The 25,595-nt window shown below is 66.6% G+C and carries 16 protein-coding genes; 5 read left to right on the top strand and 11 right to left on the bottom strand.

Annotated elements, in window-relative coordinates:
• Nucleotides 1–58 precede the first annotated feature (58 nt).
• The 3 genes from OK17_RS03545 to OK17_RS03535 all read right to left on the bottom strand — a co-directional run bounded on the left by OK17_RS03545 (nt 59) and on the right by OK17_RS03535 (nt 10,315).
• Nucleotides 59–3,421, bottom strand: a complete 3,363-nt coding sequence (locus tag OK17_RS03545; protein ID WP_461416690.1) for an arabinosyltransferase domain-containing protein — start codon at nt 3,419–3,421, stop codon at nt 59–61.
• The gene (locus tag OK17_RS03540) at nt 3,414–6,683 is read right to left on the bottom strand and encodes an arabinosyltransferase domain-containing protein (RefSeq protein ID WP_461416707.1); all 3,270 of its coding nucleotides are present in this window, start codon (nt 6,681–6,683) and stop codon (nt 3,414–3,416) included. Before OK17_RS03540 ends, OK17_RS03545 begins: the two co-directional genes overlap by 8 nt.
• A gap of 269 nt (nt 6,684–6,952) precedes the next feature.
• Entirely contained in the window at nt 6,953–10,315 is a 3,363-nt protein-coding gene (locus OK17_RS03535) for an arabinosyltransferase domain-containing protein (RefSeq protein ID WP_232717474.1), read from the bottom strand.
• A 100-nt stretch (nt 10,316–10,415) separates the two neighbouring features.
• Between OK17_RS03535 and aroQ the strand changes: the two genes are divergently transcribed.
• From aroQ to OK17_RS03520, 3 genes are all read left to right on the top strand, one after another.
• Complete coding sequence (aroQ, locus tag OK17_RS03530) at nt 10,416–10,886, top strand: type II 3-dehydroquinate dehydratase (RefSeq protein WP_232717473.1); 471 nt, start codon at nt 10,416–10,418, stop codon at nt 10,884–10,886.
• Nucleotides 10,887–10,971: 85 nt separating this feature from the next.
• Nucleotides 10,972–11,454: an SRPBCC domain-containing protein gene (locus OK17_RS03525; RefSeq protein ID WP_232717472.1), complete on the top strand. Its 483-nt coding sequence runs from the start codon at nt 10,972–10,974 to the stop codon at nt 11,452–11,454.
• Nucleotides 11,447–11,764 (top strand): ArsR/SmtB family transcription factor, encoded by a 318-nt coding sequence (locus tag OK17_RS03520; RefSeq protein WP_232717471.1) that lies wholly within the window; start codon nt 11,447–11,449, stop codon nt 11,762–11,764. Before OK17_RS03525 ends, OK17_RS03520 begins: the two co-directional genes overlap by 8 nt.
• Nucleotides 11,765–11,826: 62 nt before the next feature.
• On the opposite strand, the gene OK17_RS03515 is transcribed toward OK17_RS03520, so the two are convergent.
• The 5 genes from OK17_RS03515 to OK17_RS03495 all read right to left on the bottom strand — a co-directional run bounded on the left by OK17_RS03515 (nt 11,827) and on the right by OK17_RS03495 (nt 19,478).
• Entirely contained in the window at nt 11,827–14,400 is a 2,574-nt protein-coding gene (locus OK17_RS03515; protein WP_461416689.1) for an AMP-binding protein, read from the bottom strand.
• Nucleotides 14,401–14,669: 269 nt separating this feature from the next.
• Entirely contained in the window at nt 14,670–15,785 is a 1,116-nt protein-coding gene (gene ald / locus OK17_RS03510) for an alanine dehydrogenase (protein ID WP_461416688.1), read from the bottom strand.
• Between the two features lie 102 nt (nt 15,786–15,887).
• Complete coding sequence (locus OK17_RS03505) at nt 15,888–16,505, bottom strand: HTD2 family dehydratase (protein ID WP_461416706.1); 618 nt, start codon at nt 16,503–16,505, stop codon at nt 15,888–15,890.
• A gap of 441 nt (nt 16,506–16,946) precedes the next feature.
• Nucleotides 16,947–18,272, bottom strand: a complete 1,326-nt coding sequence (locus OK17_RS03500; protein ID WP_461416687.1) for a M20/M25/M40 family metallo-hydrolase — start codon at nt 18,270–18,272, stop codon at nt 16,947–16,949.
• 30 nt (nt 18,273–18,302) lie between these two features.
• Entirely contained in the window at nt 18,303–19,478 is a 1,176-nt protein-coding gene (locus OK17_RS03495) for a M24 family metallopeptidase (protein ID WP_461416686.1), read from the bottom strand.
• 367 nt (nt 19,479–19,845) lie between these two features.
• On the opposite strand from OK17_RS03495, the gene OK17_RS03490 reads away from it, so the two are divergent.
• The gene (locus OK17_RS03490) at nt 19,846–20,664 is read left to right on the top strand and encodes a FadR/GntR family transcriptional regulator (protein WP_461416685.1); all 819 of its coding nucleotides are present in this window, start codon (nt 19,846–19,848) and stop codon (nt 20,662–20,664) included.
• A gap of 75 nt (nt 20,665–20,739) precedes the next feature.
• Here the strand turns inward: OK17_RS03490 and OK17_RS03485 are convergent, their stop codons facing one another.
• From OK17_RS03485 to OK17_RS03475, 3 genes are all read right to left on the bottom strand, one after another.
• On the bottom strand, nt 20,740–22,068 hold the full coding sequence (locus OK17_RS03485) for a methylaspartate ammonia-lyase (RefSeq protein ID WP_461416684.1): 1,329 nt from the start codon (nt 22,066–22,068) through the stop codon (nt 20,740–20,742).
• Nucleotides 22,069–22,104: 36 nt separating this feature from the next.
• Nucleotides 22,105–23,346: a CaiB/BaiF CoA transferase family protein gene (locus OK17_RS03480; RefSeq protein ID WP_461416683.1), complete on the bottom strand. Its 1,242-nt coding sequence runs from the start codon at nt 23,344–23,346 to the stop codon at nt 22,105–22,107.
• 90 nt (nt 23,347–23,436) lie between these two features.
• Complete coding sequence (locus OK17_RS03475) at nt 23,437–24,897, bottom strand: aldehyde dehydrogenase family protein (protein WP_461416682.1); 1,461 nt, start codon at nt 24,895–24,897, stop codon at nt 23,437–23,439.
• A gap of 176 nt (nt 24,898–25,073) precedes the next feature.
• Between OK17_RS03475 and OK17_RS03470 the strand changes: the two genes are divergently transcribed.
• Nucleotides 25,074–25,595, top strand: a 522-nt coding sequence (locus tag OK17_RS03470; protein WP_461416681.1) for a beta/alpha barrel domain-containing protein, incomplete at its 3' end; no start/stop codon positions are given.

The following is a 25,595-nucleotide window of genomic DNA, read 5'->3' as shown; positions in this document are numbered from 1 at the left end:
TGGATGAACCCGCCACCCCGAGGTGCCGGGTCCGTCCATCGGGCCGGTCGCGTCGGTACTAGTTGCCGATCGCCCGCATCGGGCCCGGGGTCCAGAGGCCGTTGTGGGTCTCGGTCGAGAGGGTCAGTTCGGCGTCCTTCTGCGGCAGGATGGGGGTGAGGCCCTGGAGTGAGCCCCAGTCCTTGGCCCAGTCGTTGCGCAGATACGACGGGTAGACGCGACCGCGCAGTTCGTTCTCGATGATGCCGAGCGGACCACCGGCGTCGCCGGACATCCAGCGCTGCGAGTTCACCCGCTCACCCTCGCGGTCGGGGGAGATCCGCCAGACGGGGGTCTCGAGGACACCGTTCTTGACCTGAGCGGGCCGCTGACACGGGAACGCCAGTCCGGCCTCCCAGTCGATGAGGACCGGCTCCTCGCTGCCCACGAGGGTGTTGAGCGACTCCATCGACGACACCCGCGGCGGGGTCACCGCGAGCCACTGATCGCGCAGCGGCGAGGTGTCCTCGGCGAGTACGCGGACCACGGAGGCGCCCGGAGGTGCCTGATCCAGCGGGAAACGCAGGTTGCGCCACTCGGGTGCGCCGCCGATGTCGAGCGGGATCATCTGACCGGCGGGGGCGACCGTGCCGTCCGGTGCGACGCGGCCGAACTGCAGCCGCACCTTCTGGCCCGGCCGGACCACGGCGAGGTCGTCGATGTACTCGACGTAGCCGGCGACCGACATCGTGATCAGCGGCTGGGCGTCGGAACGGCCCTCGGGCAGCTGGTACCAGTCGGAGGTGAGGCTTCCCGTCCCGGTCGGGGAGTTGTAGGTGCCCAGCACCGGGGTCTTCGACGGCGACAGTCCGAAGGGCAGCTTCACCGTCGAGCCGTTGACGCCGGCCTGTGCGGTGCGTCCGCCGCTGGTGTCGGTCGTCGACGACGTGGTGTCGTCGGAGCTGCTGCCATCCTCGGTCGGATCGGTCTGCGTGCGATCGACCTCGGCGGTCGACGTGCCCGCGGAGTCGTCGGACTCCTCGGTGTCCTCGGACAGATCCGACGCGACGCCGTTGGGATCGAAGCCCACCAGACCGGCGCCCGCGAGAGCTGCGCCCGGCGACGGATTGTTCTGTCCGGCAACACGTGCCGGGGCGAGGAGTCCTGCGGTCGGATCGTTCTCCACGAGCACGGCGTCGGCGAGCGCACACGGTTCGCCCTTGAGGGCGTTCACGTTCGAGCTGAGCCACGACCACGAATTGCGCTGTGTCCAGTCGGCTTTCGCGAACGAGACCAGGGTGAACACCAACATGATCGCCGAGACGATGATGATCGACGGGCTCCGCAGGCGGGAGAACAGCGTCTTCGACGACCCGGCACGGACTGCCTCGTCGACGTAATCGTCGCGGAAGTGCTGCCAGAGACCGAGCAGGGTCAGGGCGACGGCGACGGCGAGGATGCCGGTCCACAGCGGGATGCCCTTGACATCGGGAACGGCGTCGCGCCACGGGATTCCGTAGCTGCCGACATACCACCACTGGTTGCGTCCGGAGAACGCCAGCGCGAGCACGTAGGCACAGGCGGCCGCGAAGAGCGTGCGGTTCCGTCGGCGCCGCATGATGGTGCGGTCGGCACACGCGGTCGCCACCGCGGCGAGCGCACCGCCGATCCCCGCGTACACGCCCATCTGATGGGTCCACTTGGTCGGCAGGAAGGCCATCAGCACAACCGAACCCGCGACCATGGCGAGCAGACGCCAGGTGGGCGCGGTCGCGATCCCGGGCAGACGACGCCGGTTGAGCAGCATGATCACCACGAGGATGAAGCACGTGAACACGATCAGGACACCAAAGCGTCGGGCGATGCCGCCGTCCGCGGTCGGGTTCATCAGCATGTAGTAGCGCATCGGCTCTTCCCACCACTTGTTGGTGGGACCGACCTGACCGTTGACCGACACCGCTTCCAGGATCGGGGCGAGGGGCTGGTCGGCGAAGATCTCGAACATCACCGCCAGGCCGGCGGCCAGGATCGGCAGCAGCAGCGGAAGGGCGCCGTCGCGCTTGCGGCGCACCATGAAACGCTTGAGCAGCGGGCGGATACCGGCAACCAGGGCGATCGCCGCGATGACACCGGTCGGGTGGATCGTCAGTGTGAACGCCGCCGAGATGATGGCGACGGCCAGCGGGAAGAACCGGCCGGTGGCGATGGCGCGTTCGACGCAGACCCACGTGAACAGGGTGCCGAGTGCGATCAGCGGTTCGACGCGCAGCCCGTTGTTGTACGGCATCCACACGGCGAGGAAGACCAGGGCGGCGGCCCAGATCGCGGGTGTCGACTCGCGGACCGCGCGACCCAGACGCGGGATCGCGGCACGGGAGATCAACCACCAGGACGCCATCGCGAACATGAACGGCAGAAGGCGAAGCCACGGGGTGGCAGTGCTGATGTCCATCCACACCGACAGGTACTGGTAGTGCCAGCCGAACGGATCCTGCGGCACACCGAAGTAGCGGTAATAGTTGTCGAGATACCCGGCCTCGCGGGCGATCCGGCCCACCGTCACCTGGTATCCGTCGTCGGCGGTGTTGCCACCGACGAACAGCCAGATCCCCAGGATCAGCGCGACGAACCCGTCGACCGGGCGCACCCGCCACCAGCCGGCCGGGAAGATCTTGTGGTGACCGCGGGCGTCACGGGCGTCGAGAACCGCCAGGGCGGCCAGCGACAGGATGGTCGACGCCACGCCCAGGACCAGCAGCCAGAACTTGAGAGTCGTGGGGGTGGATACGAATCGGGTGTCGATGGTCGACCGGAAGGACAGTCCCTCGGTGGACACGTTCGACGGCAGTCCCGAGTAGACGCCGATGATCTGCGGACGCGCGTTCGGGTCCTCGAGATCGAACTCGTGGATCGCGCCGTCGGTCTCGGGAACCCCCTGGATCGAGCCGCGGCTGCCGTCGGTGTCGGCGTCGACGGCGATCCGGCAGTCGGGGGAGTTCTGTGCGGCCGCACGAGGAGTGTTGAGCAGCACCACATTCCGCTGGACGACCTGCAAATTGTCTGCGGTGGCCCGGATGAACAGGCCGACCTTACCGGCTTCCGCGCCGCCCTCGGGCACCGTCGACAGCAGGACGCCGCCGCTGCGCGGGAGCGAGGCACCCAGCGCACAGGGAACCGAGACCTCCATCGACACCGGCACGAACGACACGTTCGGTGCGGCGACGTTGGCGACCGAACCCTGTTGCGGCCAGACGAGTTCCGACTTCGTGTAGTCGACCGGCAGGAACGGGCTCAACAGAGCGAGCAGGATGCCGAGCGCGCCCGCCGCCATGGCGACGATGCGTGCCTTGCCCGCGTGGCGTTCGGAGAAACTCTGCTCCGGACGGGTCGGCGGTGGGTCGTCGTGCTCCGGGTCGATGGGAGCGTCAACGCGGTCAGTCATCTTCGGGCACCACCCTGATCGGGCCGGGTCGTGACCATCCCCATGTGGTCGCCGACCCGGTCATCACGTCCGCGGGCCGCGCCTGCGGCACCAGCGGGTTGAGTCGCTGCAGGTTGCCCCACTCGCGATACCAGTCGTTGTCGAGATATGTCGCCACCGTCGACGGCCGGGTCAGCGCCTCGACCGTCGTCAACAGGCCGCCGTCCTCGGTGGCCATCCAGGTCTTGGACTGCGAGTTGGCAATCCAGGACTCGGGCAGGATGCGCCAGTCCGGGACGTCGAACACGCCGTCGTGGGCGGTCATCGGCCGCTGGCACGGGAACCATGCGCCGGCGGCGAAGTCGATGAGAACCGGATCGGTCGAACCGACCACCTGCTGCAGGGTCTCCAGGACCGGGGCGCGCGGCGGCGTGATCGCGAGCCACTGGTCGGCGTCGAGGTTGTTGTCCTTGGCGACGAGGCGCATCACGGTCGCCTCGGCGGGCACACGGTCCATCGGGATGCGGAGGTTGCGCCACGGGCGGTTGGTGCGCTCGGCGTCGATCGGGACGGCAGGTGCGCCGACCTCGACGAATTGGCCGTCGACCTCGCGGCCGAACTCCACCTGCAGTTGCTGTCCGAAGATCGGGACACCGTCGCGGTCGTAGGTGAACACGGCGCCGGCGGCGGTGACGACGATCAGCGGCGAGGCTTTCCGATCCGGGAGGCGGTACCAGCCGGTGGTCAGCCGCGCCTGTCCGTCGCTGGTCTCGTGACTGCCCATGACCGGCGTGGTGGCCGGGTCGAGGCCGTACGGGAGCGCCGCGGTGCTGCCGTTGACCCCGCGCGGGCCCGCGCCGCCTGCGGTGCCGGGGTTCGAGCCGTAGACGATGAAGGTCTTGGACAGGTCCGCGGAGGTGTTCATCGCACCGGGCTTCTGGGCGCCGGCCTGCGGTGTCAGGTCGGGCTTCACGCCGTTCGGGCTGAAGCCGTGCGAGTCACCCTCCAGGGTCTTCGACGCCGATCCGCCGTCCGCCGGGGCGAGCGTGCCCTTGTTGGGGTCCGGCTCGACGAGGACCGCGTCGGCCATCGCGCACGTGTTGCCGCGCAGGGAGTCGAGGTTGGCCGAGAGCACGGTGAACGTGTCGGCCCGGCTGACGGCGGCCTTGGCGAAGACCGCGAGCTCACAGACGACGATGAGGACGGCGATGACCGCGATCGGTGCCGAGGCGACACCGATGCGCCACCCGGCCGGGGCGGCACCGCGCTCGTGGGCCAGACCGGTCTCGTCGACGTAGTCCATGCGCAGGTGCTGCCAGACGGCGAACACGAGCGCGACGACGGCCAGTGCGAGCAGCACCGTCGAGACCTGCATACCGGCGACGACCGGTGCCTTGTCGAACCAGGCGATGCCGAAGTTGTACGGCCACGGCCACGCGTTCTTGCCGGCCGCGGCGGCGGCGCACGCCACGAGCAGTCCGGCGACCAGGATCGACAGGTTGCGCAGCGTCCGGCGCGCGGCCTGGCCGATCGCCACACAGGCGACGGCGGCCAGCGCGGCGCCGAGGCCGGCGAAGATGCCGAACTGGATCGTCCACTTGGTCGGGGTGAACGACAGCAGCAGGATCGTCAGCAGGGATGCGCCCAGGACGCGCCACACCGCGCCGGGATCGACCCCGTCGATCCGCTTGCGGCGCAACATGATCGCGAGCACCAGAAACATCGACACGGCGAACAGCAGCACCGGGATACGACGTGCGAGTGCACCGTCGGTGTGGTTCACGACCAAGAAGTAGTAGCGCAGCAACTCCTGGTACCAGGCCAGAGTGGGACCGACGGAGTAGCGGATGCGGATCGCCTCGAAGACCGTCGCCAGCGTCTGGTCGCGGAAGACCACGATGACGACGAGCGCACCGGCACCGAGGACGGGCGCGAGGAGCGGCAGCAGACCGTTCTCGCGACGGCGGCGGACGAGGATGCGCAGCAACGGCCGGGCGCTCGCGATCAGCAGTGCCAGAGCCACGAGACCGTGCGGGGCCAGCGCCAGCGTGAGCAGCGCGGTGAGCGCGGCGAGGGCCGCGGGGAGCATCCGGCGCGTCGAGACCGTGACCTCGACCGCCCACCAGGTGAGGAGCGTGCCGAGCACGATGATGCCCTCACTGCGCAGGCCCGAACACATGGGCAGCCAGAAGGCCAGGAACACCGCTGCACCGGTCAGCATGGCCCACTGGGACCGGCGGACGGCGCCGCCCAGTCGGGGCAGCAGGACCCGGCTGAGGATGAACCAGGCCGCCAGCCCGGCGATCAGCGACGGCAGACGCATCCACAGGCCGGTGGTCGAGATCGTCGACCAGTAGGCGAGGAAGTTGTAGTACCAGTCGAACGGCGCCTCGGGGATGCCGTGGAAGCGGTAGTAGTTCGCCAGATAACCGAACCCGTCGGCGGTGCGGCCCATGTTCAGTATGTAGCCGTCGTCGGGTGACCCGGCCCCGAGGAACAGCCAGACCAGCAGGATCGCCGTCACGACGAGGTCGGCGGCGCGCGGCTTCAGCGAGTGCCACCAGACGCGGGTCCGCGCCCCGATCCGGCGGTGATAGCCCTGGATGCGGTCGAGAAGGGCGAGGGCGACCAGCGCCACGATCACCGAGATCACGGCGAGCACCATCACGATGATCTTCAGGACCGTCGGCGAGGACTCGTACCGGTTGTCGACGACGATCGAGACCGACATCCCGGCGGCGGCAGCAGTGCGGGCCTGCTCGGGACTCAGCTCGCTGAAGATCCCGGCGACCTGCGGTCGCTTCTCGGGCGGCAGGACCGTCGACTCGCCGAGTCCGACGAACTGGGCGCCGGGCCCGCTCGGGGCGGAGAAGATGTGGAGCTCGCGGCAACGGTCGAGATCGGCGCGGGGCGCGGTGGCCGCGACGCTGTTGCGGAAGGTGACCGTGACGGCCTGATCGGATTTCGTCACCCACAGCGACGAACCCTTCGACTTCGGCGCGCTCACCGGCATCGTCGACAACACGACGCCGTTGCGAGCACTCGCCAGCGTCGAACACGGGATCCGGGCGTCGAGCGTCTGCGGGGTCTGCGCGATGAGCGGCGCCATCACCGATGACGTCTCGGCGGCGAGCTCCTGACCGGCGGGCCAGGTGATGTCGGCGTCGGTGGCCTTCACCGGCAGTAGTGGGGTCAGAGCGCACAGCACGACGCCGAGAACGCCCGCGACGATCGCGATCAGACGGGCGGTTCGTGCGGAAACACGGGACGTCGGAGCTGTCACAGGCACGGTGTTTGATCGTATGCGACCGGCACCCGCCCACCTAGCGCCCACCCTTCGTGGCTCGCTCCGCTCGCACCTCAGGGAGCGGACACCGGACCCGCTCCGCTCGCACCTCAGGGAGCAGACACCGGACCCGCTTCGCTCGCACCTCAGGGAGCGGACACCGGCTTGGCTCAGGGAGCAGGCACCGGCCCCGCTCGCACCTCAGGGAGCAGGCACCGGCCCCGCTCCCTGAGTAGCCCGGAGCTTGCGGAGGGCGTATCGAAGGGTCAGTGCCGCAGCGGCGCCGGGCTCCACAGTCCGCTGCGGGTCTCCGTGCCGGTGTCGATGTCGGCGAGGGTGTCCACGCCGCCGTACGGTTCGTAGCGTTCTAGCGCGCCCCAGTCGCGTCCGATGTCGGCCATCAGGTACGTCGGCAGGGCGGTGGGCTGCTGCGACACGTCGATCCAGCCGAGTGGGCCGCCGCCGTAGTAGTTCTGCCATGCGGAGACCGCGGCCGCCAGATCCGACCCCGGCTTGATCCGCCACTGGGGGATCTCGGCGACACCCGCGTCGTGGGTGAACGGCCGCTGGCACGGGAAGGCCAGACCCGACGTCCAGTCCACGTGCACCGGGTCGGTGCTGCCGACGACGTCCTGCAGCGTCGTCATCTGCGGTACCCGCGGCGGGGTGAGGACGATGAAGCGGTCCTCGTTGAGGTTGTCGTCGGTGGCGACGATGCGGACCGCGGTGGTGTCCGCCGGCAGCTCGCTGGTGTTGTAGCGCAGGTTCCGCCAGGCCGGGCGTGGGCCGGGGTCGATGAGTTCGGTTTCGCCGGCGGCGGTGAGGTCGGCGTCCTTGGTGTCCGGCCCGATCGGGTCGGCGGTGTACTCGAGCATCACGTTCGGGTTGTCGTATTCGCCGGCCACCGACATGGTCAACAGTGGACGGTCGCGCCAGTCCTCCGGGAGGGCGTACCAGCCGGAGGTGAGCCGGGCCGGGACCTGGTCGAGCTTGGAGTAGCTGCCCATGACCGGGGTGGTCTTCGGGTCGAGGAAGAACGGCAGCGCGGCGCTGCTGCCGTTGACGCCGGGTTCGGCCAGTTCACCGCCGCCGGTGCCGCCGGGGTTGGAGTTCACGATCTTCGGGTCGGCCCACACGTTGCCGGACAACACACCCAACGAGCCCTCACTGGCCGTCGACGCCAGGTCCAGCGGTACACCGTCGGGGGAGAAGCCGACCGTCTTCGGCGAGGTGCCGGGTTCCGGGGCCGGTCCGCCCAGCGGGTTGCCCAGCGACCCGTCGACGGGCCGCAGCATGTCGCGGTTGGGGTCTCCCTCGACCCACACCTTGTCGGCCATGCCGCACGGCTTGCCGGCGAGCGCGGCCAGATTGGAGCGCGGCACCGAGTACGACGACGACTGGTGGATACCGGCGAACACCGCGGTGATGATCTCGAAGACGACGATGGCCATCGCGAGATAGGCGAGCGGTGCGGCGGCCATCGACGCGGTCACACGCCGGTACCAACGCCGGTCGGAGGTGTCGGCCCGCTTGGTGGGATCCCCGTCGGGGGAGTGCGGGTCGGTGCCGGTGAACGGTTCCCGGAAGTGGAACCACAGCGCGAGGAGGAGCAGTGCCAACGCGGCGTACAGGAACACGCTGCCGAGCATCACCCCGCCCACCTTGACCTGCTCGTAGGCCCAGGGCATGCCCCACGCGGAGTAGTAGTAATAGGAGTTCGGCGCGGTGAACGCCAACCCTCCGATGAACAGGACGAGCGCACAGAACAGGGTGCGGTTGCGTCGTGAGTGCATCGCCTGCTGGCTGGCGGCGACCGCGGCGATGGCGGCCAGCGCGGCGGCGATGCCGGCGAAGACGCCGAAGTGGTGCGTCCACTTGGTCGGCGTGAACATGAGGAACACCAGCGAGGCGAAGGTGATCGCGACGATGCGCCGGGTGGGTCCGATGGCGGTACCGGGGATGCGGTTCTTGCGGATCAGGACCGCCGCGGCCACCACCAGGCCGAGGATCATCGCGAGGACGGCGAAGCGTCGTGCGATGGAGCCGTCGGCGGAGAAGGCGAACAGCGCCGAGTAGCGCCCGAGCTCGTTGTACCAGTTCATCGAGGGTCCGAGCGCCGTCTTCATGCTCGATGCCTCGGAGAACGAGCGCAGGGTCAGGTTCGAGAACACCACGAAGGACACGAAACTGCCGGCGGCCAGGATCGGGGCGATCAGCGCGACGAAGGACCACCTCAGTGCGCGGCGCGACGTCGAGGCGCCGGTGATGACACGGGCTCGCTTGATCAGCGCCATGATCATCGGCCGGGCGCCGGCGATCAGTGCGGCGACGGCGAGCACACCGGTGGGGCCGGCGGCGATGCTGAACGCGCCCACCAGGCAGGCCACGGCTGCGGGCAACAGACGACCGGTGGCGATGGCGCGTTCCACCGAACACCAGGTGAGGAGGGCGCCGAGGCAGATGATCGGCTCGGGACGCAGGCCGTTGTTGAACGGGAACCAGCAGGCGAGGAAGGCGAAGGCGGCGGTCCAGGCCACCATCGGGCGGGTGACCGCGGCGCGGCCGAGCCGCGGGATAACCTCGTGACTCACGATGAGCCACACCAGGATTCCGCAGGCGAGCGCGGGGAGTCGCATCCACGGACTGGCCACCGAGACGTGGCTGAGCAGTCCGAAGACCTGGTAGTACCAACCGAACGGTGCCTCCGGTGCGCCGTACCAGCGGAAGTAGTTGGCGGTGTAGTCGGTGTCCTGCGCGACCCGCGACATCGTCAGCAGGTAGCCGTCGTCGGAGGTGTTGGGTCCGATGATGTGCCAGAGGATCAGCGCACCGATCACCACGTAGTCGCGTGCGTTGAGGCGCCACCAGCGGGCGGGGAAGATGCGGCGGTGCTTGCGGCCGTCGGATGCGTCGAGGGTTGCCAACGCCGCCAGTGACAGGAGCGTCGCGGCGACTCCGACGATGATGACGAGCCACTTGGAGATGGTCGGCGCGGTGTTGTAGCGGGAGTCGACGGTGACATGTGCGTCGAGACCGGCGATCTCCGACGCGGGCCCGGACAGGTCGGTGAAGAGGCCGGTGACCTGCGGCCGTTGGTCGGGCGAGTTCTTGAAGGCCTCTTTGTCCTCCGTGGTCCCCTCGAGTGGTTCCCCGGCATCGTCGGTCATGCCGACGAATTCGGCGGTCACCGCGTCGGAGTCGGCGCGGACGACGATCTCGCGGCAGTCCTGCGCGCGCATGTCCTGGAGGTTGGCGGAGATCAGCGGGACGTTGCGGATGACCACCTCGACGCCCTGGCGGTCGGCGGGGGCATCGGCGGCACCCGTCTTACGGATGAAGAGGCCGCGTTCGGCGGATTTCTCCGCCTGTTTCGGCGTGGTGGACAGCAGGACCGAACCGCCGGGTGGGAGGTCGTCGACGGCCGTGCACGGGATCGTGACGTCGAGGTCGACGGGCGTGTAGCCGATGAGCGGGGAGGCGACGGAACCGATCTGCCCGTTCTGGGGCCAGTTGATCTCCGCGGTCTTCTGCTCGACCGGCATCAGCGGGGTGGCGAGCGCGAGCAGGAACCCGAGCAGGCCGGTGACTATGGCGACGATCCTCGCTCGTCGAACGGTCTGCGCTGGCACAAAGAGAGATGGTAGCCGTTGCGGTGTCTCGCCCCGGTCGGCGAGGCGACACCCTGATCGATGCCGCAGGTGCGCCGGGGTCGGCGACTAAAGTGAACCCATGTCCGACTCCACATCCGATCCGGCCGGTCCCGAGCCGCTGCCGATCCTGCTGCTCAACGGGCCCAACCTGAACACCCTGGGTACCCGTGAGCCGGCGATCTACGGCTCCGAGACGCTCGACGACGTCGTCGACCTCGCCGAACGGACCGCGTCGGAACTCGGCTTCGGCCTGCGTGCGGCGCAGACCAATCACGAGGGCCAGATGATCGACTGGATTCACGAGTCGGTCGGGAAGATCAGCGGAATCGTCATCAACCCGGGCGGGTGGACCCACACGTCCGTCGCCCTCGCCGACGCCCTGGTGGTGCCCGGCGTGCCGATCTTCGAGGTGCACATCAGCAACGTGCACAAGCGTGAGGCGTTCCGCCACCACTCCTATGTCTCGCCCCTCGCTGCCGGTGTCATCGCGGGCTACGGCATCCGCGGCTACGAGTTCGCGATCCGGCGGCTCGCGGAGATCGTGGCCTGAGGATCTACTGCAACCCAGGGGTTGCAAGTCGCTCCGGATGATGCAACCATGGGGTTGCATCATCCGGAATGACCCAGGAGGCGTCATGAGTGCGACCGACCCCGAAACAACCAGTGCGGCAACAGATGAGGATCTCGACCGGATCGAGCGGGAGATCACCATCGAGGCGCCCGCCGAACGCGTGTGGCAACTCGTCAGCGAGCCTGGCTGGTACATCAACGACAACGCGATCACCGAGCACCGGATCGACCGCGACGGGGATCTGTCGACGGTTCACGATCCCGTCCACGGCGCCTTCGTCTTTCGCACGGTGGAACTCGACGAACCCCGCTACGCCGCCTTCCGATGGCTCGCCGACGCAACCGATCCCGACTCGGAGTCGACGCTGGTCGAGTTCTGGATCACCGATTCCGGTTCCGGGGTGAACCTCAAGGTCGTCGAGTCGGGATTCGCCTCGCTGTCCGGTTCGGATGCGGAACGACGCGCCAAGTTCGACGGCAACGTCGAAGGCTGGAAGATCGAGCTCGAACTCGCACGCACCCATCTGGCCGGAAGTTCCGATGCCTGAGATTGTTCCGGTCGAGGTCTTCGGTGCCCTCGCCGACGAGAGTCGCTGGCAGATCCTCGTCAGATTGGGGGCCGACCCCGCGTCGGCGTCGACCCTCGCCACCGAGTTGCCGATCAGCCGTCAGGCGATCGCCAAACATCTCAAGATCCTGACCGAGGCGGGCCTGGTCACGGCATCCCGGGCCGGACGCGAAATCCGGTACGAAGCGGTCGGTTCGGAGCTCTCACGCGTGGCCCGGCACCTGGACACCATCGCGCGTGGCTGGGATCGGCGACTGGCCGGCATCAAGAAGGCTGCCGAAGGTGGTTGACCGGCGAGCGCGTAGATGTCGCGAAACGTGGCGGTTGGCGACACGTTTCGCGACATCTGCGTTCAGGGCGTCCCGTCGCCGATGATCTCGTCGAGCGCCCGGGCCGTCTCCGCGGCGTGCGGTGCCCGGATCATCGAGATGTGGTCGCCGTCGATGTCGACGAACTCGACCCTGCCCGAGGTGAAGTGGCCCCACAGCGCGGGATCGTCGGTGTTGGTGCGCGCCTTCACCACCGTGATCGGACCAGAGAAGGGACTGGGCCGATGCCGTCGGATCATCCTGGTGCCCAGACGGAAGAAAACGACCCACTGCACCGGCGTCGACAACGGAACGAGTCCCGCGGTGAGCACGAGGGCGTTCAGGGCGACCTCCTGCACGACGCGCTGGACCGGTGAACCGGTGGGCTTCTTCTCCTCGGTCCCGGTTCGATCGGGCAGCGTCTCGTCGGCCTTGGTCAACGAGCGCAACGAGTCCCGAATGCGCCGTGCGACGTTCGGCGCGTCCCCGGTGAGGCGTTGCGCCAGAACCGGGTCGATGACCGAGTCGAGCACCGCGACCGGATGGCAGGTCTCGCCGGCCCGGGTGAGGCGTGCGGCGACCTCGACGGCGATGAACCCGCCCAGCGAGTAGCCGCCGATCTGGTACGGGCCGTGGGGTTGCACCGAGCGGATGTCGATGATGGCACGACGCGCCGCGGCACGCACGGAATGGTCTGCACGGCCGCGTTTTTCGACGCCCCTCGATTGGATGGCGTAGATCGGGCGGTCACCGGAGAGCGCGCGGACCACCGGTGTCAGGCTCGTCGCGAGGCTGCCGGCCCCGGCGATCAGGAAGATCGGGTCGCCGACCCCCTTCCGCAACGGGATCAGCGTGGCGCCGGTGGCGTTCTTGGACCGCTCCTTCGCGGCCGTCTCGATCCGCTGCGCGAACTGCGCGATCGTCGGTGCCTCGGCGAACATGGCCGTGTTCACCTCCAACTGGAGGTGGTGCTGGACCTCGGAGAGCATCTTCGCGGCGGCGAGTGAGTCGCCGCCCAGTTCGACGAAGTCGTCGTGACGCCCGAAGGATTCGGGTTCCAGACCCAGGATCTCGCTCCAGAACCGGTGCAGCGCCATCTCGGTCAGGCCGCGCGGCCGTTCAGGTGTCGGACGTGGCGGGGGAGGCGGTAGGGCGGCACGGTCGACCTTGCCGCGTTCGTTGCGGGGGATCTCGGCGACCACGACGATGTCCCGCGGGATCATCCACGGCGTGAGCGTCTTTCCGAGCTCGTGGCGGATCTCCGCGGGTGACGGCGACCATTTCTGCGGGTCGACGGCCACGTGCGCGGTGAGTCGACCCTCGTCCCGGTCGGCGGTGACGACGGCGTCGGTGGTCCAGGGCAGGGACCGCAGCGCGGACTCGACCTCCAGCGGTTCGACGAGGTAGCCGCGGACCTTGATCGCGTCGTCGCCGCGACCCAGCAGTGTCAGTTCGCCGTTCGTGTCGAGACGGCCGAGATCCCCGGTGCGATAACGTCTCCGGCCGTCGGGCAGTGAGGTGAAGCGGACCCCGGTCAGTTCCGGGTTCGCGTGGTACCCGGCGGCGATGTGCGCGGATTCGACGATGACCTCGCCGGTGGACCCCGGCGGTAGGTCGCGGCCCTCCTCGTCGACGATGCGGACGAACTTGTCCGACGCCGGGATGCCGACCGGTATCGCGCCGTCCTCGACCTCCCGGTTCGGCGGGAAGAGATTGAAGGCGAGGTTGCCGATCTCGGATGCGCCTGCCCAGCAGCAGAACACGCCATTGCTGAGGATCGTGTCCCGCGCGAGTGCAACATCCGTGTGGTGCGCGGGCTCGCCGCAGGTCGACAGCAGTCGCAGCGAGTCGACGGCGTCCTCTGCCTCGAGTTGGCCCAGCCACGATCGAAGCAACGACGGGGTGAGGTGCGCTGTGGTGGCCCTCTCTGCGGACAACCAGTCCCGTAGTCCGGTCGTGGTGCGGCGCCGGACATCCCAGAGCAGCAGCGTCGCGCCGTTGAGCAGACTCATCGCGAGCGCGTCCAACCCGCCACCGAAGCTGAGCGGCAGCAGCACCGCGGCGCGATCGTGGGGACCGAGTTCCATGAACCGGCGGCCGTCGCGCGCGTGGTTGACGGGCATCCGCTGGGCGAGCAACACGCCCTTGGGCGTACCGGTGGAGCCGGAGGTGAACAGGAGCACCGCCGGATCGTCGGGTGCGGGTTCGACGGTGAGCTGGGTGGCCTGGCCTCGCGACTCGTGATCACGGGCGATCGCAGGCGCGAGGAGATGTGCACCGGACAGGCGCAGGATGTTCGCGCGCCGGTCCTCGGGCAGGAACGGATCGACCAGGACGAGTGGACGCCCGGCGCACCAGACCGCGAGCATCGAGATCACCGAGTCGACATCGGACTCGATCTCGACGGCCACCGGGCTGTCGGCCGGAGTGGTGCCGGCGATCTCCCGGGCCAGGTCGTCCACTCGTGCCGCCGCCTGCGCGAAGGTGACCGACTCCTCCGGGGTGCGGATCGCGACCGCGTCACCACGGCTGAGAGCGACGGTTCGCCATCGGTCCGCGACGGTGTTCGTCTCGGTGGGCCCGAGGACGTCGACATCGCCGGGGATTTCGCTGGTCATCTGTCGAACTTCCACGGTAGGGGAACGTCTGAGACGCGGCCAGATGGCGCAAATCGCCATATTCGGCGACCAAGTCCAACCGCACGGGTGCACGGTCCCATTGCCCGAACCCCCTCAGTTTGTTAACTGAGCCTAGCCTTCATTGAACTGGATGGCACTTGGAGGGTGAGGGACGCTTCCCTGCCCGGCAGCGAAATGCTGCCGGGCAGGGTGCAGGTCACAGTCGGTGGGCTCCGTTTCGCCTGTCGAATGGGGAGATGCGATGACCCTTAGTTCGCGGCGAATGCGCTCTTGGCGACGGCAATGTCGAGCGCCTCGCCTACTTCGGTTGCGTACAGATCGCCGGCGCAGGTGGACAAGCCCGTGGCGAGGGCCGCGTCCGCGTGGCAGGCCGCTTCCCAGCCGACATCTGCCAATCGTAGGACGTACGGCAGTGTTGCGCCCGTCAGCGCCTGGGTCGACGTACGTGCGACGGTTCCGGGCATGTTTGCCACGCAGTAGAACAAGGTGTCATGGACCTGGAATGTGGGGTCGTCGTGCGTGGTGGCCCGTGAGTCTTCGAAGCAACCACCCTGATCTATCGCGATGTCGACGAGCACTGCGCCGGGCTTCATTCTCGCCACCACACTGTTGGGCACCAGGACAGGGGCCTTTGCCCCGGGGACAAGTACTGCACCGATGACAAGGTCTGCATTGACAACAGCCTCCGAAAGCGCGAGTGCGGTGCTGTATCTGGTGTGAACTCGCCCGCCGAACCGAGCGTCGATCGCACGAAGCTTGGCGATGTCGAGATCGAAGACGGTGACCTGAGCTCCCATCCCAACCGCGATCGTGGCCGCGTTGACGCCACTGACGCCGCCGCCGATGATGACTACCTCCGCGGCCTCTGTGCCGGGTACGCCGCCGAGCAGTGAGCCGCGGCCACCTTCGGACTTCATCAGGTGGTAGGCGCCTACCTGTGGGGCGAGGCGACCGGCCACCTCACTCATCGGCGCGAGCAGTGGCAACGATCCGTCGGCGGTTCGCACGGTCTCATAGGCGATCGAGGTTGTCTTCGAATCAAGCAGCGCCTGTGTGCATTCACGGCTGGCCGCGAGATGTAGGTACGTGAAGATGGTCTGGTCCTCCCGCATCAGTGGATACTCGGGCGCGATCGGCTCCTTGACTTTGAGCAACAGTTCGGCTTGTTCCCATACTTCGGTGGCAGTTCCGAGGATCTGGGCTCCAGCCTCCTTGAAGTCCAGATCTGAGATGGCAGAGCCCTCGCCCGCGCCGGACTGAATGACGATCTCGTGGCCCCGGCGGTTGAGCTCGGCCACGCCTGCGGGGGTGATTGCGACGCGGTACTCGTGATTCTTGATTTCGCTGGGGATTCCGACACGCATGTGATGCTCCTGACTTGTGAGTGTGTTTGTTTGTGCCCGACACGAAGAGTGTTCGGCGGCGAACTTCTTGTTGGTGCGTTTCTGGGTGCAGGTTGCGAATCCTTATGCCTGCGAGAGTTGTTCGCAGAAGGTGCGCGCCAATGCGGTCGCATGCACTGTGTCGTGGCCGGATACGATGCGGATCGACACGCTCCCGGGCTCGGCGCAAGGTGTCGCCTCGATGCGAACCCGGTCACCCAAGAACACTGGCTCTTTGAGGCGAAATTCAAAGTGCCGCAATGGTCCTGAACGCGAGCCCGCCAGGTTCGCCATTAGTGTCGCCAGTAACGGTCCGTGGACAACCAGTGCCGGGTAATGCTCCACCTGCGTGGCATATGGATGGTCGTAGTGGATGCGATGGCTGTTCGATGTCAGCGCTGAGTAGCGAAACAGTGTTGCTGTGTCAAAGCGCGGCTCAATGAACGTCGTGGCGGTGGTGGCGCCCAGGTCGCCGGTGTGCGGGCGAGGCGCCACGGTGGGGCCGCCGGACCGATAGACGATGTCCTGTTCTTCGACAAGGCAGCTTGATCCGTCCTGGAAATACTCGTGGGCGACGGTGACAAAGAGAAGGTGTCCGGTCTGGCCGTGCTTGTGCCGCACAGAGCTGACAGCCGAGCGCTTATGGGTCTCGCGACCCAACAACACGTTGCGGGACGCGGTCATCCGAGCGCCGGCAAACATGCGCCGCCGATGGGGGATCGGTGGCAGGAAGCTACCGGTCGCTGAGTGCCCGTCCAGCCCGAGTTGCTCAGTGGGAGACCACTCGGTGAAGTAGAGCCACTGCCAAGGAACCGGCAAAGGTGCTCCTGCTCTGAGGAGGTTGAAAGATTGAGGGCTGCCGCCAGCTGGCGGGCACGGGCGGGGTCCAGGGCGTCGATCTCTACAGACGCCGCCGGACGCCAAGACTTGGCAAGCTCCGCAAACAGGGCATCGATCTCGAATTCGTCGGCAGGCACGGTTAATTTCCCTCTCGATCGGGTCAGGAGGACTCGGGTGAAGGCATGAGTGAGCCAGGCGCCGGCAGAAGCCGAACGCCCTACGGACTTGATGTGGGGTGGTGGGTTGCCGGGCCCGAGCACGAGGGATTCAGAGCCCGGCAACCGTTCGCCGACGGCTGGGTCGTCAGTAGGTCTGGAACAGCTCCGTGAGAACCGCTTGGCCGAACACGAGGGAGTCGAGGGGAACTCGCTCGTCGATGCCATGGAACATCGACGGGAAGTCGAAGTCTGCTGGTAGCAGAAGCGGACAGAAGCCGTAGCCGCGAATTCCTATACCGGCGAGGAATGCGTTGTCCGTCCCCGCAGCGAGCAGATACGGCGCAACATCGGCATCGGGACAATGGGTTTGGATGGCACTTGCCATCGCATCGACCAACGGGCCGTCGAAAGCGGACTCGGTCCCCTCGACGTCGTGGTAGATCTCGATTTCGACATCGGGCCCGGCGAGCTCCCGAATGCGTCCCAGTACTTCGTCGCGCTGGCCGGGCAGTACCCGAACGTCGATGAACGCCGAAGCGTCGCCTGGGATCACGTTGGCCATGTAGCCGCCGTTGATCATGGTGACGTTGGCAACGGTGAGCAGACCGGGCTGGACGAAGGAAGCGCACGATCCCGTGGCCTCGGCAATCTCGGTCGGGTCGGTATCGGCAGAGAAGCCGCCGATGTCGCGCAGACGCTCGATCAGTGCCTCGGTGGTTGCGGTCAACGACACCTGCCACGGCTCGCGCCCGATACGGCAAACCGCCTCGGCCACGTCCATGATGGCGTTGTCCTTGGTGATACGAGACGCGTGCCCCGTGGTGCCGGTGGCGCGCAGTTTGAGCCACAGGATGCCCTTCTCTCCGGTCTGGATGAGAAAGACCTTTCGCCCGTTGACCTCGACTGAGAATCCGCCGACCTCGCTGATCGCGGTGTCGACTCCCTCGAAGACCTCTGGGTGGTTCTCGATCATGTACAACGAGCCCTGGCTGGAGTTGTCTTCTTCGTCGGCGAAGAAGGCCAGTACGATGTCGCGGTTGGGCTGCTCCCCGCGCCGGATCATGTCGCGAACCGACGCCAGGATCATCGCGACCATGTCCTTCATGTCGACGGCGCCTCGGCCCCAGAGCATTCCGTCCTTGATGACCCCACCGAACGGGTCGACCGACCACTGGCTGGCATCTGCGGGCACGACGTCGAGATGAGCATGGACCATCAGTGCGGGCAGGCTGGAATCCTTGCCCTTCCACCGGGCGATGACATTGGCCCGACCTGGAGCGGCCTCATATGTCGTCGGTTCCAGTCCGACCTCGCGAAGTAGCTGGGACACATACTCGGCGGCCACGTCTTCGCCGGCGGACTTGCCCTCGCAGTAGTTGGTGGTGTCGATGCGGATGAGTGCCTGGGCGATCTGGCAGACCTCTTCGGTGCCGGTCGCCGGCGCTACACCCTGAAGAACGTTCTGGGACATACGTTGTCTCCTATTCTGTCGGCGCGCTTGTCAGTTCTTGACCGTGAGGCGTCGCGGCACCGATGCAAGACATTCGGCGCCGGCGTCGGTGACGACGAACGACTCGGACAGTTCGTAGCCCCACCCGTCCATCCAGATCCCGAGGATTATGTGGAAGGACATGTTGTTCTCGAGTTCGGTCTTGTCCCCGGGGCGGAAGCTGACGGTGTGCTCGCCCCAGTCCGGTGGGTAGCCCAGACCGATCGAGTAACCGATGCGGGTGGAGGCGCTGAATCCGTTCGCCGATGCGATGTCCTGCCAGCGCTGGGCGACGTCCTCGACGAGTGCACCCGGCTTAACCGCGGCCAATGCGGCTTCGAGACCATCGGCCACGATGTCTGCGGTCTCGACGAGGATCTTGGGGGGCTGGCCCAGGTACACGGTCCGGGCGAGTGGCGAGTGGTACCGCTGGTGGCAGCCGGCCAGTTCGAGGATCGTCGCCTCACCGGTCGCGAACGGCTCGTCCGACCACGTCAGGTGGGGTACCGAGGTTCCCGGGCCGGTGGGCAGCATCGGCACGATCGATGTGTAGTCACCTCCTGCGTCGGACAGGCCGGAAACACCTGCCTTGAGGATCTCGGCGACTGCATCGCACTGACGCACCCCGACGTCGACGACATCGATCGCGGTCGTCATCACCTTGGTGGCGATCTTGCCCGCGATCCGCATCTTCTCGACCTCGGCGGGAGACTTGACCACGCGGACCCAGTTCACGAGTTCGTGGGAATTGGTCATGCGCGCTTTCGGCAACCCATTAACCAGTGCTTCGTGGGATCGGGGGCTGAAGAAGTGTGCGTCCATCTCGACGCCGATGATCCCTTCGCCGAGACCGCGGGTACGCATGTCCTCGGTTATCCAGTCCATAGGATGGCAATCGTGCTGGTGCACATAACGATCGGGGAATCCCACCACCTGATCGGCCGACAGGTTCGTGGTGAGCACCGCGCCGGGTGCATCGATTCCACGAGTGTAGAAGAGTGGATCGCCGTCGGCCGGGACCACAAGCATCTGAGGGGTGTAAAACGACCACGCGTTGTACCCGGTCAGGTAGTTGAGGTTGGCGGGGTCGACGACCACAAGGGCGTCGTATCCCCGTTCGACCATGACCGCTTGGGTTCTGGCGACACGAGAGGCGTATTCCTCCGTGTCGAAAAGGTTGGTGATCACTGTGAACTCCTGTCAGCAGCCGGACACCGCGCGTGCGCGGAGTTGGAGTACCTGGGCATGTCGATTTGCGGTACACAACGCTGTGCTGACCGCCGATGGTGATGAATTAGCTGTCGCGCTGCGGCAGCTACGAAAGATAATACGTATGATGTAGTCCGAGTCAAGCGGAAGGAGATTCTCGTTTAGTTGGCGCCTCAGCGCGGAACGGGGTAGTCATGGAAGGGCCTTTCGCACGCTCGGAGGGTCGACCGAACGCAGCATGCATGCTTCGCGGCCATGTCGCTCGACGAGCGAATCTAGTGCCGATAGCGACCGTCGATGCGTTAAGGTATGATCATATTATGAATTTGCAGGTTCGGGGGAACAAGTGAGCGGCCGGTCGACCGAACAGGCGGTTGGATCCATCCTCGGCGAGATCGCTGTGAACGCCGGGCAGGCGAGCGAGCTCAAGAGCGACCGGGTCGTGACTGCTTTCGAGCGCCAGATCCTCAGCGGCCGACTGACGCCGGGGACGCGTTTACCGACCGAAGGCGAACTCTGCGACATGCTCGGCGTCAGCCGCAGTGTCATCCGTGACTCGATCCGGACACTGATGGCCAGGGGGTTGGTCACCGTGCGTCAAGGCCGGGGCACCACCGTCGCCGAGCCGAGCGACGCCGCTTACAGCAATGCGATGCTGGTGTTGCTGACGCGTTCGGGGATGACCATGGGCGACGTGTTCCACGCTCGTGCCACCATCGACATCAGTCTGGTCGGGCTCGCCGCCAAGAACGGAACCCCGGATGACTGGGACGTGCTCGACGATGCCTACGCACGCTTCGAATCGGCGGTGGCCGAAAACGATCCCGAATCGGCCACCGAATGGCATGCGCGTTTCCACACCGGCATCCTGGCCGCGGTCCATCAGCCGGCGTTGACCCTGATGCTCCGCCCGATGACCGATCTCACGGTTCTCAGTGGCACTGCGTCCGTTCGGCGGACCATGGGGGGCGACTGGGAGGTCGAGGGACACGTCCCCATCCTCGAGGCTCTGAAGGCCGGCGATCCCGAGCGTGCGACGGCCGCCATGGAGAAGCACTACGAACAGGCGACGCGACCCGAGCCCTACCGCACGTTCCTGGATCAGCTTTTCGCCGACGCGTACTTCAACGACGAAGTCGGTACCGGTCTCGACACCCAGCGATAGCGGACAGGTCGTCGCAACAGAGATCAACACGATTGAGGGGCACCGTGATCACGGTGCCCCTCAATCGTGTGCGGGCTACTGCGTGTCGGCTTGGGTGCGCAATACGTGCAGGCGCTGATCGAGCCGCACCGCGCGGTTCATCTCGTTGCCGACGATCGTCAGCCCTTCGTCGATGCCCATGCCAGGCTTGGCCAGCATCTGCGTGACACCGGTCGCGACGCCGATGTGGGTCGTTGCCCGCGCGGATCGGTCTGTCTCCGTGCATGTTCCACCCAGGAACGGCCCGACGCCACCGGCCTTGCACACGAGGATCGCCTCGAGAGTGTTGTGGATGGAACCGAGATCGGGAGTCTTGATCTGAATGAGGTCGACGGCCCGCGCGGCGACGAACTGTTCGATGTCCTCAAGGGTGTTTGCCCACTCGTCGGCGGCAATCTGCACCCGAGAGCCCCGGCGGGCGAGTTCGGTGCGTAGGGCCGCGAGTGCTTCGATCTGGCCTTCGAGGCTCCCCGCGTCGATGGGGTGTTCGATACGCACCGGATGCGGTCCGGCCGCTTCCTCCAGGCGTGTCAGGATGTCCGCGGTGCGGGTGATCGAGCCATCGGCCACAACACCGATCTGCCCGTACACATCCAGGTGCACGGTGGGGCAGTAGTCGGGACGCCGGGAGAGTCGTGCGACCCGTTCCCTGATGAATTCGACGTAGTCCACCAGAGCGTCGCCGTCGGGGCCGACCAGTGTGGGGGTGTTGATGAGCCCGTGGGGGAGAACCGGAACGTGCTTGAGCACCATCTTGTCGACGCCGGACCGGCGGTCCTCTCCACTCTGGGCGTACAACGGCACCGGTGCTAGCGTTCCGGGCAGCTGCCACTCGTCCATGACCACTCGGCCCATGATGTGGTGGCCGGCCGCGTGGGAAGCGGCGTCGAGAAGTGCCTGCGAGAGACCGTAAGCCGCGGCGCGACCCAGGCCCGGGACGTCGGCGACCAGGGATTCGACGTGCGTGGACGACGAGCGGAATGCACTGACGTCAAGTCCTCGCAGCTGCGCCGCCAGGTCGTTCTCGATCGCCGCGGCGAGCTCGGCTGCGTTGATGCGGGGTTCGCGTCCGCCTACACCCGAGTACTGAACGCTGGCACAGTCGCCGACGGCCACGTAACCGTCGTCGAGGATGAGCATGACCGACGTCGCCTCGGCGGATTCCCGGATCGAGGAGTAGCCCGGGGTGAGTGGGCTTCCGGTGTAGCTGAGCCCGTCTCGGGATGCTCCGGCCTTGATCGCGGCCTGGTCGTCGAAGAAGAATCCGCCGACGCCTTCGGTCGCCACCACGTCGACGATGTGGCGGCGAGACGGGGTGGGGAGGTATCGATACGCGGATGTGGTCTCGATGCTGCTGGACATCATTCTTCCGATCTGTGTGATGTTGTCGGTGCCGTTGCTCTACGAGACCGATTCGGCGGCAACCGGTCCGAACGCTCCACCGGATCGAGCCGCGGCAATTGCGGTCTCATCCAGCCCGAGTAGTTCAGACAGGACCTGCTGGGTGTGTTCACCGCGTTGGGGAGCCCGCGTCGGCGGTGCCGATGCGTCGCCGACCTTGACCGGTGAGGCGAGCGTCTTGACCGTGCCGTATCGGGGGTGTTCGGCCTCGACGACGAGTCCACGAGCACGGGTATGCGGGTCGACGAGTGCATCTGCGACCGACTTCACCTCCCCGGTGGGAACGCCCACCGCGCGTAACTTCTGGACCCAGTGGGCCACCGTCTCTTCGGCGAATGTCGGTTCCAGGATCCCCAGGAGTTCGGTGGCGTGCTTCTGCCGGTCGCCCATCGTTGCGAAGCGGGGGTCTTCGGCCAGCTCGGGACGACCGATCACACTGGTGACTCGTTGCCAGAACTTCTCTTTGGGAGCGGCGATCACGAACCAACCGTCAGAGGCCTCGAACGCCTGGAACGGGATGATCGAGGGATGGGCCGAATGATGGGTCCGCGCAGGCATGTATCCGGTGTTGAGGTGCCAAACACCGGGATAACTCAACATGCTCACCGCAGTGTCATACAGGCTCACATCGCAGTCCATCCCGACGCCGTCGCGCTCCGCGGCGCGAAGGCCGGCCAGCAGCGCGAGCGCCGCCACGAAACCCGTCGACCAATCGACCACCGAGAGACCGGATTTCGTGGGCGGTCCATCGGGTTCACCGGTCACGTCCATCCAGCCGGTGAGCCCTTGGATCATGTAGTCGTAACCCGGTTCCTTGCTTCGCGGACCGGTCATGCCGAATCCACTCAGCGAACAGCAGACAATCGCCGGATTGAGATGGGCCAGGTCGGCGTAGGTGATCTTGAGCTTGGCGGGCACGTCGCCGCGCAGGTTGGAATAGACGGCATGACTGACCTTCACAAGGTCTTCGAACACCCCACGGCCGGCCGGTGAGGACATGTCGAGCGAGATCGACTTCTTTCCCCGGTTGAGTCCTTCGAAGAAGAGTGAGTCCTCTTCTTCGAAGAACGGCGGCACGTACCTGCCGACGTCACCTCCGGTCAGCGGATCCTCGATCTTGATCACCTCGGCGCCGAGGTCGGCGAGGTGCGAGGTCCCGAACGGACCTGCACCGTACTGTTCCAGCGACAGGATACGAACGCCGCTGAGCGGCAGGCGTGGTGCAACCTGGTCGGCACTCATGTCTCTCCTAGTGTTGTGGGCCATGGGCCGTGGATGTGCTTGAGGGCGTGGATATTCGGTGTCCGGAAGGACAGTCCTGGTCGCTGTGGACTACGGAGCCGGTGTCTCCGAGACGAGCCGGAGCTGGGTGAAGGCGAGAATGCCCTCGGTTCCGCCCTCGTAGCCGTAGCCGGAGTTGCCCATGCCGCTCATGGGTACGTCGGGCATCGCGTAGGCGAGTTGGTTGACGCCGATATTGGTGGCATTGATCTCCGCCAGCACGGTGTTGCGGTATGCCGTGGAGTCGGTGAACAGGTAGGCGGCGAACGCGTAGGGCGCGGAGTTCGCGGCTTCGATGGCCTCCTCGACGGAGCTGAACGAGAAGACGGGGGTTATGGGGCCGAAGGGTTCCTCGGTGAGGATCTCGGCACCGGAGTCGAGTGGCAGGTCGGCGATGACGGTGGGTTCGAAGAAGAAGCCGTCCCGGTCGGCTTGGCGGCCACCGGTGGTGATGCGTCCGCCCTTGGCCCGTGCGTCGTCGGCCAGCGCCACGAGTGCATCGACGCGCGCCTGTGTCGCGAGTGCACCCATTGTCACACCCGGTTCGGTGCCGTGGCCGATCACGAGTGACTCCGCCTTCGCGGTCATCTTCTCGACGAACTCGGTGTAGTGGGATTCGTGGACAAAGAAACGGGAAGGCGCGACGCATGATTGACCAGCAGAGCCGAACTTCGCCACGGAGACGGTGTTGACGACGAAGTCGACGTCGGCGTCCTCCATCACCAGCACCGGGGCATGCCCGCCGAGCTCCATCACGGTGCGGATGAGCTTCGGGGCGGCCTGAGCGGCCAGGAGCTTCCCGACCGGGGTGGATCCTGTGAAGGACAACACCTTGATGTCGTCGGAACCGGTCAGACGCCGCGACACCATGGGCGGGTCACCGAAGATCAGGTTCACCACTCCGTCGGGTAGGCCGGCCTCGATGAACAGCTCGACGATCAGCCGGGCGGTGGCGGGTGCGAGTTCGGATGCCTTGAACACCACGGTGCATCCGGCAGCGAGTGCGGCTCCGAGTTTGCGTGTCGTGAGGACAGCGGGGAAGTTCCACGCGCTGATCAACGCGACGGCACCCAATGGGGTGGGGACGGAGAAACGTCGCGACCCGGGTGCCAGCCCGGGGTAGATGGTGGTCGTGATGCGTTCGGCCTCTTCGCCGTTCCATCGCAGATTGAACGCAGACCGGGCGATCTCACCGCGAGCGTCGGCCTCGGTCTTCCCGGTCTCGAGCAGCATCGTGGCAGCCGCTTCCTCCATCCGTTCCGACAGCAGCTGCGCGGCACGACGAATGATCGCACCGCGCTCGGATGCCAACATCGCCGACCAGGCCGGGAACGCCTCGCGCGCAGCGTCAATGGCCTCGGAGACCTGTTCGGCCGTGGCCAGCGACACCGTTCCGACCGGCTTGCCGTTGCCCGGGTCGATGTTGTCGATGGTTCCCGCAGCGCCCTCGACCCACTTCCCATCGATGTAGAGATCGGAACTCATGTTCGCCAGGCTGGTGTTGATCGACATCAACCACTCCTCCTCAGCACTGCCTCGCGCAGTGCATTTCACTCGCGGATGGAAGCCCTCATCTGGGCAGGTTCGCATCGACGTCGCTACGCAACTCGACTTGAATCATGATACATATTATCAATCGTAACGGTATGGACCGCAAGTGCGGCGTGACACGAAGGTGAGGTGCGGCGGTGAGTGCCGACGCGACAACGGATTACGGGCGAGGTGCCGCAGAGGCCGGCCAGGGCACTGCCCGGGTCAAGCGGGGGATGGCCGAGATGCTCAAGGGCGGCGTGATCATGGACGTGGTCACCCCCGAGCAGGCGAAGATCGCCGAGGACGCCGGCGCGGTGGCCGTGATGGCTCTCGAGCGCGTGCCCGCCGACATCCGCGCCCAGGGCGGCGTCTCGCGGATGAGCGACCCGGACATGATCGACGGCATCATCTCCGCGGTGTCGATCCCGGTGATGGCCAAGGCGCGTATCGGCCATTTCGTCGAGGCGCAGATCCTGCAGAGCCTGGGCGTGGACTACGTCGACGAGTCCGAGGTCCTGACCCCGGCCGACTACTCCAACCACATCGACAAGTGGGCGTTCACCGTTCCCTTCGTCTGTGGTGCGACCAACCTGGGTGAGGCGCTGCGTCGTATCACCGAGGGTGCGGCGATGATCCGTTCCAAGGGTGAGGCCGGCACCGGTGACGTGTCCAACGCC

It is taken from the genome of Gordonia sp. GN26, assembly GCF_054823965.1.
This window is presented reverse-complemented; position numbering and strand designations above follow the sequence as displayed.